Below are 11,624 nucleotides of genomic sequence, written 5' to 3' on the forward strand. Positions count from 1 at the left end.
GTAAACCTCTTCAAAAAAAAATTAAATAAATCAAGATCTTGATCCGTGACCTGGCTGCTTTATTCTGTCGGGATTTGCAAGCCGGGCAAGGAGGATGGCCAGAAAAATTGCGGGCAGCCCGATTATGGCCGATGAAATAAAAAACCAGAACCAGCTGATATGCTCCACCATCACACCGGTAAAACCAGCAAGGAACTGCCCCGGCAGGGTCATAATGGAGCTGAAAAGGGCATACTGGGTGGCCGTATAGGCCGTATTGGTAAGACTGGAAAGATAGGCAATAAAGACAGCCACCGCCATTCCAGCACTGATATTATCCGACATGATGGCCACCACCAGCCCGTAAATTTCCGGTCCGAGAAGGGCCAGCCAGGAAAAGGTCAGATTGGTCAGCGGGGCCAGAACAGCCGTTGCAATGAGCATGCGCATGATGCCAAAACGGGCCACCAGCACACCACCAAGGGCCGCACCGGTGAGGGTCATGGCCAGACCAAATGCTGCTGCCACATTGCCTATCTGGGCTTTGGTGAAACCCAGATCCAGATAAAAGGGATTTGCCATGACACCCATGAAAATATCACTGATACGGAAAAGGCCGATAAAAAGCAATATCACAAGCCCCGTGAAACGGAAACGCTGCCAGAAGTCGGCAAAGGGACCGATTATGGCTCCGGCAAACCAGAGGCGCAGCTCCTTAAAGAGACTTACTTTTTCTCCGTTTTCAAGGACAGCCATTTCCCTTTCCAGACGCCGGGTCTCTTCATCCACAAAAACATCGGGTTCCTGAATAATGAAAGTGGTTATGATACCGACTCCCATCAGAAAAGCCATAACGCCATAGGCCACAGACCAGCTTAAACCTGAGGCAAGGTGCAGGGCACCGGCACCGGCAGCCAGAATGGCCACACGGTATCCCAGAACATAGCTTGCGGCCATGGCCCCCTGAAACTCCTTTTTCGCCGCTTCAATGCGATAGGCATCAATGGCAATGTCCTGGGTCGCCGAAGCAAAGCCTGCCAGCACAGCCCACAGAGCCACCCAGGCCAGATGTTCTCTGGGATCGGTAAAGGCCATGCCAAGAAGAGAAATAAGAAGAAAGATCTGGGCAAGGAGCATCCATGACCTGCGGCGTCCCAGAAGAGGAGTCAGAAAGGGAAGCGGCATACGATCCACCACCGGTGCCCATAAAATTTTCAGGCTGTGGGCCATGCCCACCCAGCTTAAAAAACCAATGGCCGCAAGGCTGACTCCCAGATCCCTAAGCCATGCCGTAAAGGTGCCCCCCACCAGAAGAAGGGGAAGACCTGCGGAAAACCCCAGAAACAGCATCCCAAGCACACGGGGATGGCGGTAAACGGAAAAGGCCTTTGCCCAGGAGGGATTCTTTCTGCTCTCTTCTTCCATGGATGCTGCCTTCCTTTAAATATAGAATCCGCTAAGGAAGCAGAAGCTTTGCCAGCGGGCGTTTAGGTACATGATGCACATCCGTCTCATCCCGCCAGTAATGCACGGAATCCCCCTCTTCCATGGTATCCACCACAACCGTCTCTGCGGGTTTGCCTAAGGCCAGAACCAGCAGGACCTCAAGCTCTTCGGGTATATGCAGCACCCTGCGCAGGGCTTTTTTATCCATACTGCCCAGCATGCAGGTGCCAAGCCCCTTTTCCGCAGCCCCCAGAGCCATGGTCTGGGCAGCAATACCAAGATCACAGAGAAGAAAGGCAGAACCCTTTACCGGCCCGCAGATCACAATATAGGCCGCAGGCCGCTGCCCTGCAGCAGGGCCGGGCCAGTCCTTGAGATAGGCTGCCCAGCCAAGGGCCGAAAAAACCGCCTCTTTTTCTGCAACATCCACAACCAGACGATAGCCAAGTGCCTGAAGGTTTCCGGCAGAAGGCGTAAAGCGGACCAGCTCCACAAGACCTTCAAGGGTGGCCGCCGTAATGGCTTCTTCTTCGGCAAAGCGGCGGATGGAACGGCTTTTTTCCACAAGAGTTCTGAACATCCCTACCCCCTTAAAAAAAACGTAATTATTCAGCACATTTTTTATGCAAGATTATTCATTAATTTCAAAGCACTGGTTCCAGCAAAAGACAATCGGGCTGTTTGTGAGTGACATTGCAATCGTTTCGGATCAGAGCTTTGCAGGCCTGTGCGAAAGAAGCGGCAAACTGTCTGAGCCGCCACAAAGGCAGCGTGCTTAAGCCTGCTATGGAAATCAAAAAGCTTATCCTGCCTGTGGCGGGGAGTTTTTGCCGCTTCCGTACAGGCCAAGAAGCTCCCGAATAAGATTGCGTCACGAACAAATGGTCCGGTTGTCTATGCACCTAATTAATTGTGCTGAACAGTTACAAAAAAACATCCTCAGCGGACACAATCAAACTTTTCCAGACGGGGCATATTCTGTTCCAGCCAGACAAGAATCTTATCAAACTCCCTGCCTACCTCCGTCAGAGCCCGGCCCCGGTGACTTACCCTTCCCTTTTCTTCAAGGTCCGCTTCCCCAAAGGTTTTTTGCAGCTCAGGACAGAAAAAAAGCGGATCATAACCAAAACCCATATCTCCCCTTGGTTCCCTGAGAATCTCCCCTGCACAGCTCCCCTCATAGGTCAGGGCCTGCCCCGTGGGAACGGCAATGGAAATGACACACTTGAAAGCGGCCTTCCGGTTTTCCACCCCTTCCAGGGCAGTCAGAAGCTTTTCATTATTTGCCGCATCACTGGCGTTGTCCCCGGAAAAACGGGCTGAATGAACACCCGGCGCTCCATCCAGCGCCTCCACCTCAAGGCCTGAATCATCGGCAATGGCAGCAAACCCGAGGTAACGGGCCGTAAGAGAAGCCTTTTTGTAGGCATTATCATCAAAGGTGGCTCCATCTTCCACAATTTCAGGAATAGGACCAAAATCCGAAAGGTTTCTGATTTCCACGGGAAAACCCTCCAGCATGGACATGAGTTCCCGTTTTTTTCCAGAATTCCCCGTAGCCAGCACAAGTATCATTTTTTTCATGGTTTTTCTCCTTCTATATTTATAAGCGACATAAGGACACCATAATATCTTTCAACAGAAAAAACTTATAGTCGAGGGGATCTGGCTTGTAAAGCCTGCCACCTCCAGCGATCCGTCACATAGCATGACAACAGCCTGTGAGTCTGCCGGGGATCTTATTTGTAAGACCTTTCCACAAAAAGGTGTTTACACCCGGAACACCCCTGTTATATGAATCTTCAACATTGTATATGCTGCGTCCTTAAAAATCCGGAATCCGGTGGACGGGCCTTAACATCTCCTTTATCCTTACCTTTTCCGCTCCTGCTGACGGTAAAACTGCTGAAGGACATGGAGACCGTACCGCCATCTTTATCAAGGAATGAATCACCATGCATAAACTTCTGACCGACAAGCCCGGCGAATCCATGTTTCTGCTAGGAAACGAGGCCATTGCCAGGGGTGCCATGGAAGCGGGTGTGGCCTTTACATCCACCTATCCCGGCACACCCTCTTCCGAACTTTCCCTGAACTTTTTTCAGATGTCCCGGGAAAGCGACCTTTATTTTGAATACAGCACCAACGAAAAAGTTTCCCTTGAAGTAGCTGCCGCTGCTGCCAACTGTGGCATCCGCAGCATGTGCATGATGAAACACGTAGGCCTCAATGTGGCTGCGGATGTGCTAATGACCCTTGCCTATGTGGGGGTAACGGGCGGCCTTGTCATCCTCACCGCAGATGATCCTTTCATGTTCTCCAGCCAGAATGAACAGGACAACCGCTATTATGCCAAATTCGGTGGCCTGCCCATGATGGAGCCTTCTTCCGTGGAAGAAGCCAAGGAAATGGTCAAGGATGCCTTCGAGCTTTCAGAAAAACTGAAAAGGCCCGTTCTGTTCCGTACCACCACCCGCATAAATCACTCCACCTCCGTTGTTACCTTAGGAGAGCTGCCCCCCCGTAAAACCAAAGGGGATTTCATTAAAGATCCCATGCGCTGTGTCACAGTACCTGCGGTTTCAAGGGGCTTGCACGTAAAACTGCTGGCAGATCTTAAAACAGCTCAGGGAATGGCAGAAGACTCTTCCTGGAACTTTATGGAAGGAAAGGGGTCTTTCGGCATCATTGCCAATGGAGTAAGCTATACCTATGCTGCGGATGCGGTAAAGGATCTTGGAGCATCGGAGAAGATAAAAATTCTGCGCCTGGGCTTTTCCAACCCCATGCCCGAAGCAATGATTAAAGACTTTATTAAAGGTTGTGACAAAGTACTTATCATTGAAGAAGGCGAACCCTTCATGGAAGAAGCCGTCAAGGCCTTTGCCCAGGAAGAAGGCCTCACCCTTCCCATAGCAGGAAAAAATGAGAACCTTTTCTCAAGGCTCTTTGAATTTGATCCGGCCATGGTCCGTAAAAACATTGCTTCCTTCTTTGATATTGAACTGGATGCACCCGCTCCAGTGGACGCTCAGGGTGTTCCTGATCTTCCCATACGTCCGCCCACCCTCTGTGCCGGATGCTCCCACAGATCCATTTTCTATGCCGCAAAAAAAGCCTGCGAAGGCATGGATGTAGTCTTCCCTTCAGATATCGGCTGCTATACCTTAGGTTTTCTTCCACCTCTGGGCATGGGTGATTTTGTGGTATGCATGGGTGCTTCCTCAGGCACAGCCTGCGGTTTCTCCACGGTAACGGACAAAAAGGTTGTGGCCTTTGTGGGGGATTCCACCTTCTTCCATTCCGGCCTTTCCGGACTGATCAACGGGGTATTCAACAACCACAACTACACTCTGGTTATCCTTGACAACCGCACCACCGCCATGACAGGACACCAGCCCAACCCCGGTGTGGACATGACGGAACTTGCCATGGAAAACTACAACACCGTGGACATCGAAGCCGTTGTGAAAGCCATTGGCGTCAAGCATGTTTCCACTATCCGTGCCTTCAATGTAAAAAAAGCCATTGAAACCATACAGGAATCCGTTGCCTTTGAGGGGATTTCCGTAATCATCGTCAAGGAAAAATGCGCCCTCTATGCAAAAAACCTGAAACAGCTCAAAGGTAAGCCCTTCCAGGTTAATCCGGATAAATGTAAAAACCACATGGAATGCATCAATGCCCTTGGATGCCCTGCCTTCTACGTCAAGGACGGCAAACCCGGCATTCACGCCCATGTCTGTGTGGGATGCGCCCTCTGTGCCCAGGCCTGTCCTGAAAACGCCATAGTACCGGCCAGAAGCCTTTAAACAAAAAGACTTTGGGCCGAAAAACTCCGGCCCTATCCAGATAAAGGGAAACCCATGGAACCCAAACGCCTTATTATCGTTGCAGTAGGTGGTCAGGGCAACCTGCTCGCCTCCCATGTTCTTGGTGAAGCCGCCCTCATGTCGGGTGTGCCTGTGCGCATGAGTGAAATCCACGGCATGGCCCAGAGGGGTGGTGTTGTGGAATCTGCTCTGGTTTTCGGAGATGCCAAATCCACCATCATCTCCGATGGAGAAGCGGATCTTTTTGTAAGTTTTGAGCCATGCGAAGCCCTGCGGGCTTTAAAAAAATGCAATGCCAATACCGTTGCCATCACCAATACCCGTCCCCTGCCCCCTTTCACGGCCTTTATAGGCCGGGGCACCTATCCTGATGTGGAAACGGTAACAGAAACCCTCAGGAATAAAACCGGCCGTCTCATTGCCTTTGATGCAACGACCCTTGCCGAGGAAGCTGGCAATCCCATGTGTCTCAATATGGTACTGCTGGGCACCCTCATAGGAACAGGCGTTCTTCCCATCACTGCGGATTCCATCCGGGAAGCCATCCGAACCCGGACCAAAGCCGACTTTGTGGAAATGAACCTTGCAGCCTTTGAAAAGGGTTTTGCCAGAGCCGCCTGATTTTTTATAAACAGCTGCGGCCATCCATTTTCAAGAAACAGGATGGTCGCAGTACACCTGCCAGCCTCCCTTTAAATTCTTTTCCACCATCCACTCCATGTTACGTATTCATGCTTCCACCAAACCGCATTCCTGTGCTATAGTACAGACTTTACTAATATCAAAATGCTTTCATCACCTCGGGCGGGTGCTGATAAGACTGCTGGACGGATAAGGATATTCCCATGACCCGAATTCTTGTTGTGGACGATGACAGTGCCATCCGCTCTGCCATGGAAACCTATATCAGTTTGAACGGTTTCCATACGGTAGCGGTATCCAGTGCAGAAGAAGCCATGGATCACCTCAGACAATGCGGGCCTATGGATGTGGTCATCACGGACATCATGATGGAGGGCATGTCCGGCCTTGAGCTGACGGAACATATCCGCGCCACCTATGATACAGATGTGATTATCATGACCGGATACAGTGCGGAATACTCCTATGAGGAAGCCATAAGAAGGGGTGCCAGCGACATTATTTTCAAACCGGCACGTTTTGAAGAAATTCTTCTGCGTCTTAAACGGGTTCTGCGGGAAAGGAAACTGACCCAGGAGCGGGAAGTAATGCTGGCAAAACTTCAGGAGCTATCCATCACCGATGAGCTGACCCGCCTGTTCAATTCCAGACATTTCTACTCCCGCCTTGAAAAAGAGGTAGAACGTTTTCACAGATACCAGCGTCCTTTATCTCTGCTGCTCCTCGACATCGACTACTTTAAGGATTATAATGACAGCCATGGTCACCTTGAAGGGGATCGTGTACTGATGCGCATGGGAGCCATCATAAAAAATTCCCTCCGCATCATGGATTCCGCCTACAGGTACGGTGGAGAAGAATTTACCGTTCTTCTGCCGGAAACCGAGGTCAAGGAAGCCCTTGTGGTGGCACAACGTATTCAGGAAGGACTGGCCAGTGAAAAATTCTTCCCGGCCAGCATGCCTCAACCTGTTTATATTACCGTAAGCATAGGTATTACAGAGTATATTACAGAAGAAAACCTTGTAACCTTTATCCAGCGTGCGGATATGGCCATGTACTGTTCCAAAAAGAACGGCAGAAACCAGATCACCACCCTGATGAGCAATGATTGCAGAGAAAGTATGCAATGCCTGAAATCCTGGTCCTCAAAAATCCCGGACTGACGGAGTGCCGGGATATTATGGCCCTCTACCAGGCTGAAAACTGGTGGCAGGGTCCCGAAGATCTGACGCTGGTTGCCCGCATAATTGCAGGCAGCCATCTTTTTTTAACCGCCCGTACAGAAAACCGTATTATTGCCATGGGCAGGGTGATCAGTGACGGTGTATGTGACGCCTACATACAGGATGTCACCGTGCATAAAGACTGGCGCGGACAGGGTATCGGCGCTCGTATAATTCAGGAGCTGTGCCAACTGCTTGCCACAGAAGGCATTGAGTGGATAGGACTAATCGCAGAAAGGGGCTCCCACCCCTTTTATGAAAAACTGGACTTTGGCATCATGCCCGGCTCTCTGCCCATGCTCCATGGAAAAACCCTTAAAATGATGGGCTTTGCCCCGGATGTATCAGGAAAAAAATGAAGTTTAGAAAGATTTCCATTCAGGATTACAATGAACTCGTCCCCTATTTCAAAAACCAGAAATACCCCCTTTGCAGCTACTCTCTGCCTTCTCTTCTCTCATGGCAGACAAAGGCCTACCATCCCGTAGCTGCCCTTGAGGCAGACAGCCTTATCATTGCAGCAGATTACATTCACCAGACGGAACTGCGCCACCTCATCCTTCCCCTGTCCCCGGAAAGGGACTGGACGCCGGAAGAGCTGCATAAGCTCTGCCTTGACTCCGGTTTTCCAGCCATCTGGTTTGTACCTGAAACCTGGCTTGAAAAGGTGGATCAGGAAGCTCTGCAAAACTTTTTCACGGTGGAAGAGCAGAGTGCCTATACGGATTATATCTATGCCAAAGAAGATCTGGCGGAACTCAAGGGAAGAAAGTACGCAAAAAAACGCAACCTCATCTCCCAGTTCGAAAGAAATTTCAGTGAAGACCGGATAGATATCCGCTCCATCACCAAAGAAGATACTCCCGAATGTCTGGATTTTCTCGAGGAATGGTGCAGGGAGCGCAAATGTGACAGGGACCCTGAAGCGGATATGGCCTGTGAAAAAATTGCTGCGGCCAATGCCATAGAACTCATTGACAATACAGAATTCAGGGGATTAAGACTTTCACTGGATGGCAGGCTTGTGGCCTTTGGCATTGGCAACCGGCTGACTGCGGATATGGGTGTGCTGCACTTTGAAAAGGCAATGGGTTCTGTCAAAGGATTGTATCAGTATTTTGACAGGGAATGCTGCCGCAGGCTTTTTTCTGAGGATATTCTCTTCATCAACAAGGAATCGGACATGGATGAGCCTGGACTGGCCCATGCCAAGAGCTCCTATTATCCCATACGCAAAGAAAAGTCCTTTGTTCTGACCCTCCTTTGATAAAGCGGAACAGATACCAGAGCGGAATCGGCCAAAGTGCCTGTTGCGGGCACCCGTAAAGGGTGCCCCTACACATACCCTGGCCTTGAGGGCAGGCACAGGGGCCTGCCCCTACAAAACAGGGGCTGCACAATCCATTCGCAGGCGCAGATCCTGTATCTGCCCTACCTGCTCCGGCTGGTCTTGGGTATTGTCGTTAAGGACTTTAAAGTCGTTAAAGACTTTAAGGTCATTAAGGAAGGTGAGGGAAAAAGAGGGCCTGCGCCCCCTTTTCTTTGCTAAGGCAGAACAGGAATACCACTGAAGGCAAGGGAAGCCGGTGCCGGTTTTCCTATGAAAAAACCCTGACCGAAATCCACACCAAACCCGGAAAGAATTTCCAGCGTTTCGGGTACTTCCACAAACTCAGCCACAGTCATGATACCCAGCTCCCTTGCCATCTGGGCAATGGCCCGGACCACACTACGGTCTTCCTGTCTTTCGTGGAGCTTGCGGATAAAGGAACCGTCTATCTTGATATAATCCACACCCAACTCCCGCAGGTAGACAAAACTGGTGAAACCAACCCCAAAATCATCCAGAGAAAAACGGCATCCCAGAGCCTTCATCTGCCGGATAAAATCCAGTGCCCTGTCCATATCCTGAATGGCTGCGGTTTCCGTGATTTCAAAAATAAGCTTCTCCGGGTCTGCACCGCTTTCTTTAATGCTTTTCTGAAGGAAGGCAGCCATACCCGCATCGGCCAGATCCCTTGCGGAAAGATTCATGGAAAAAGATAGTTTTTTCCCCTGTTTTTCCAGCATGGCCTGCAGGGCAAAGGTTTTTTGTGCCACAACCCGGTCTATGGAACCCACAAGCCCATGGCGTTCCGCCGCCTGTATGAAGGCTCCGGGAAGAACCACATTACCTTCTAAATCCCGCATCCGTACCAGAGCCTCATAATGGAATATTTTTCTTGAAACCAGATGCAGCAGGGGCTGATACCAGACCTCAAAGCGGTCCCCTGCCAAAGCATCAAGAATCCGCTGTTTCTTATGGAAGGTAGCCCGTTTCAGCTCCCCTTCCCGGTCTTCGGGAACAAAAATACGACACCTGTTCTTGCCCAGCTCCTTGGCCTTCCCCAGTGCCGCATCCAGCACAGCCAGCAAGGTGACTGCATCGCCCGCATGTTCAGGAATCAATGCCAGACCCGCAGATACGGTTAACCTCAGACCGCTGTCATCAAAACGCTTTGCTTCCACCTGTCTGCGGATTTCTTCTCCCAGGGCAAGGGCCTCGGCAGAACCCATATTCCTTATAAAAAGGGCCATCTGATCTCCACCAAAACGCCCCATAAACCAGCGATCCGCTGCCAGTCTGGCATCCATGACCTGATCCACACTCCGGATCAGCGCCCTCAAAACCTGATCCCCACGGGCATACCCGATCTGATCATTGACCAGCTTGAAACCATCAATGTCGATGAGAAGCCCCGCACCCGTTCCGGAAAACTCCCCGTCCAGCCTGCGGATGAAACTGTCCCGGTTCAAAAGACCTGTCTGCACATCATAGGTTTCAAGATATAAAGCCCGTTCTTCGGCCTGTTTTTTCTCCGTAATATCTTCCTGTATGGCCAGAAAATGAACAATCTCACCGCCAAGGCCCCGCACGGGAGTAATCAGCCCCTTGCCCCAGTAGAAAGAGCCACCCTTGGTTTTGTTCTTGAAATCTCCCCGCCATGTCTGGCCTGAAAGAATGGTCTCCCAGAGGGTTGCATAGGTTTCAGGTCGGGTTTCTCCGGAAGCCAGAATACGGGGATTCTGGCCAATGGCCTCTTCCCTGACATAGCCCGTCACCCTTTCAAAAACCCCGTTTACATATTCTATGGTGCCATGGCGGTCCGTAATGAAGACCACATTGGTACTCTGTTCAATGGCCATGGTGAGTTTATGAAGCTCGGCCTCGGCCTTCTTTTTTTCCGTAATATCCTGGGAAGTTCCCACCAGATGCTGAACCCTGCCTTCAGCATCCTTGATGGCCCGGCCAAGAACAGAAATAATACGCAGCTCCCGGTTCACAAAAACCCCATGCTCCAGCTGAAAAGCCTCGCCCCCCTTCCAGGCAGCATCCAGAGCCTTTTCAATATTAGCATGATCCCTTTCCGGCACCTTTTTTAAAAATGATGCAAAATCCGGCAGCGGGCCGTCTGAAGGCATCCCCATAATCCTGAACATCTGACGGCTCCAGCGCAGCGTATCGGTATTCCTGTTCAACTTCCAGCTTCCTATACCCGCCACCTGCTGAGCTTCGGAAAGATTTTCCTCGCTTTCCTTTAAGGCTCTCAGGGTTTCCATGGATTCAGAAATATCCCGGACCAGCATGGCAATGACACAGGTTTCTTCGGTGCGGATGCGCTGGAGACGTACTTCCGCCTCATAGCAGGTCTTGTCCCTGCGACAGACATAGACCTGAAATCGCCTTTTACCTTCGGAGCAGATTCCCATTTCTGCGACCAGATCCTTAAAGGCTGCAGCATCGGCCCCGATGAAAAGCTCCCAGAAAACCATGGACCGAAGGGTATTCAGATCAAATCCGCTATTGTTTATGGCGCTGGCATTGGCTTCTTCAAAGCAGAAGGTTTCAGGATTGATGAGAAAGATTTCTTCCTTGAGGTTTTCAAAGATAAAACCAAGACGCTGGTGCAGCTCCCTGTCTTTTCTGGTCCGGGTGATATCCATAACACTGGTGATTTTATATTTTGCGCCCTTATCATCCTTAAAAAGACCGGCTGTGGCCAGAATGGGAAAAAGGGTGCCGTCCTTTCTCCTTACCTCCCATTCCATCACAGGCTCATCACCACTTTCAAAAAAATCCTTTAAGGCTTTTCTTCCCATGGCTTCCCGGTCTTCGGGCAGCACCATGGTAAAGGGCCTGCCCCTTAATTCTTCGCGGGTATAGCCGTATATCCGTGTATAGGCTGGATTAACATCCACAAAAAGGCCATTTTCATCCACAATGCAAAGCCCCATGTCTGTCACATCCCAGGCGGCAAGGCGCAAAAGATCCTCCTTATCAAGAACCTTTTTACCCTTTTCCATGGCATGGGAAATATCGGCAATGCGGCTTTCAAGGCCCTTCAAAAGAAACTCCAGATCCTGCGGCAGATGGGATGGGTGGGACATATAAGCCTTCCTTGGGAACAAGGTGGATTCTAAAAAAAATGTAACTGCCAGCACCATCTTCGCTGGCTAA

At 50.6% G+C, this 11,624-nt stretch carries 9 protein-coding genes; 5 read left to right on the forward strand and 4 right to left on the reverse strand.

Annotated elements, in window-relative coordinates; genetic code table 11:
* Positions 1-30 precede the first annotated feature (30 nt).
* The 3 genes from FIM25_RS07260 to FIM25_RS07270 form a co-directional block, all read right to left on the reverse strand.
* A complete protein-coding gene (locus FIM25_RS07260; RefSeq protein WP_139447789.1) occupies positions 31-1,404 on the reverse strand; it encodes an AmpG family muropeptide MFS transporter in 1,374 nt (457 codons plus the stop codon).
* A gap of 31 nt (positions 1,405-1,435) precedes the next feature.
* Positions 1,436-2,005 carry a nitroreductase family protein gene (locus FIM25_RS07265; protein WP_139447791.1) on the reverse strand — a complete coding sequence of 190 codons (570 nt, stop codon included), beginning with the start codon at positions 2,003-2,005 and terminating at the stop codon, positions 1,436-1,438.
* Between the two features lie 359 nt (positions 2,006-2,364).
* On the reverse strand, positions 2,365-3,009 hold the full coding sequence (locus tag FIM25_RS07270) for an XTP/dITP diphosphatase (RefSeq protein WP_139447793.1): 645 nt from the start codon (positions 3,007-3,009) through the stop codon (positions 2,365-2,367).
* 371 nt (positions 3,010-3,380) lie between these two features.
* Between FIM25_RS07270 and iorA the strand changes: the two genes are divergently transcribed.
* From iorA to FIM25_RS07295, 5 genes are all read left to right on the forward strand, one after another.
* Positions 3,381-5,237, forward strand: coding sequence for an indolepyruvate ferredoxin oxidoreductase subunit alpha (gene iorA / locus FIM25_RS07275; RefSeq protein WP_139447795.1), 1,857 nt, complete (start codon positions 3,381-3,383; stop codon positions 5,235-5,237).
* Positions 5,238-5,291: 54 nt separating this feature from the next.
* Positions 5,292-5,879 (forward strand): indolepyruvate oxidoreductase subunit beta, encoded by a 588-nt coding sequence (locus FIM25_RS07280; RefSeq protein WP_139447797.1) that lies wholly within the window; start codon positions 5,292-5,294, stop codon positions 5,877-5,879.
* A 224-nt stretch (positions 5,880-6,103) separates the two neighbouring features.
* On the forward strand, positions 6,104-7,066 hold the full coding sequence (locus FIM25_RS07285) for a GGDEF domain-containing response regulator (protein ID WP_139447798.1): 963 nt from the start codon (positions 6,104-6,106) through the stop codon (positions 7,064-7,066).
* Complete coding sequence (locus tag FIM25_RS07290) at positions 7,030-7,485, forward strand: GNAT family N-acetyltransferase (protein WP_139447800.1); 456 nt, start codon at positions 7,030-7,032, stop codon at positions 7,483-7,485. The genes FIM25_RS07285 and FIM25_RS07290 overlap by 37 nt, the downstream gene beginning before the upstream one ends.
* Positions 7,482-8,393, forward strand: coding sequence for a DUF2156 domain-containing protein (locus FIM25_RS07295; RefSeq protein ID WP_139447801.1), 912 nt, complete (start codon positions 7,482-7,484; stop codon positions 8,391-8,393). The genes FIM25_RS07290 and FIM25_RS07295 overlap by 4 nt, the downstream gene beginning before the upstream one ends.
* A gap of 278 nt (positions 8,394-8,671) precedes the next feature.
* Here the strand turns inward: FIM25_RS07295 and FIM25_RS07300 are convergent, their stop codons facing one another.
* Positions 8,672-11,554 (reverse strand): sensor domain-containing protein, encoded by a 2,883-nt coding sequence (locus tag FIM25_RS07300; protein WP_179953234.1) that lies wholly within the window; start codon positions 11,552-11,554, stop codon positions 8,672-8,674.
* Positions 11,555-11,624 lie beyond the last annotated feature (70 nt).

The sequence above is a fragment of the Desulfobotulus mexicanus genome, assembly GCF_006175995.1.
GTDB classification, from domain to species: Bacteria; Desulfobacterota; Desulfobacteria; order Desulfobacterales; family ASO4-4; genus Desulfobotulus; species Desulfobotulus mexicanus.

Coding starts and splice junctions, on each gene's coding strand:
- iorA (WP_139447795.1), top strand. CDS start 3,381: ATGCATAAACTTCTGACCGACAAGCCCGGCGAATCCATGTTTCTGCTA.
- FIM25_RS07295 (WP_139447801.1), top strand. CDS start 7,482: ATGAAGTTTAGAAAGATTTCCATTCAGGATTACAATGAACTCGTCCCC.
- FIM25_RS07265 (WP_139447791.1), bottom strand. CDS start 2,005: ATGTTCAGAACTCTTGTGGAAAAAAGCCGTTCCATCCGCCGCTTTGCC.
- FIM25_RS07270 (WP_139447793.1), bottom strand. CDS start 3,009: ATGAAAAAAATGATACTTGTGCTGGCTACGGGGAATTCTGGAAAAAAA.
- FIM25_RS07280 (WP_139447797.1), top strand. CDS start 5,292: ATGGAACCCAAACGCCTTATTATCGTTGCAGTAGGTGGTCAGGGCAAC.
- FIM25_RS07290 (WP_139447800.1), top strand. CDS start 7,030: ATGCCTGAAATCCTGGTCCTCAAAAATCCCGGACTGACGGAGTGCCGG.
- FIM25_RS07285 (WP_139447798.1), top strand. CDS start 6,104: ATGACCCGAATTCTTGTTGTGGACGATGACAGTGCCATCCGCTCTGCC.
- FIM25_RS07260 (WP_139447789.1), bottom strand. CDS start 1,404: ATGGAAGAAGAGAGCAGAAAGAATCCCTCCTGGGCAAAGGCCTTTTCC.
- FIM25_RS07300 (WP_179953234.1), bottom strand. CDS start 11,554: ATGTCCCACCCATCCCATCTGCCGCAGGATCTGGAGTTTCTTTTGAAG.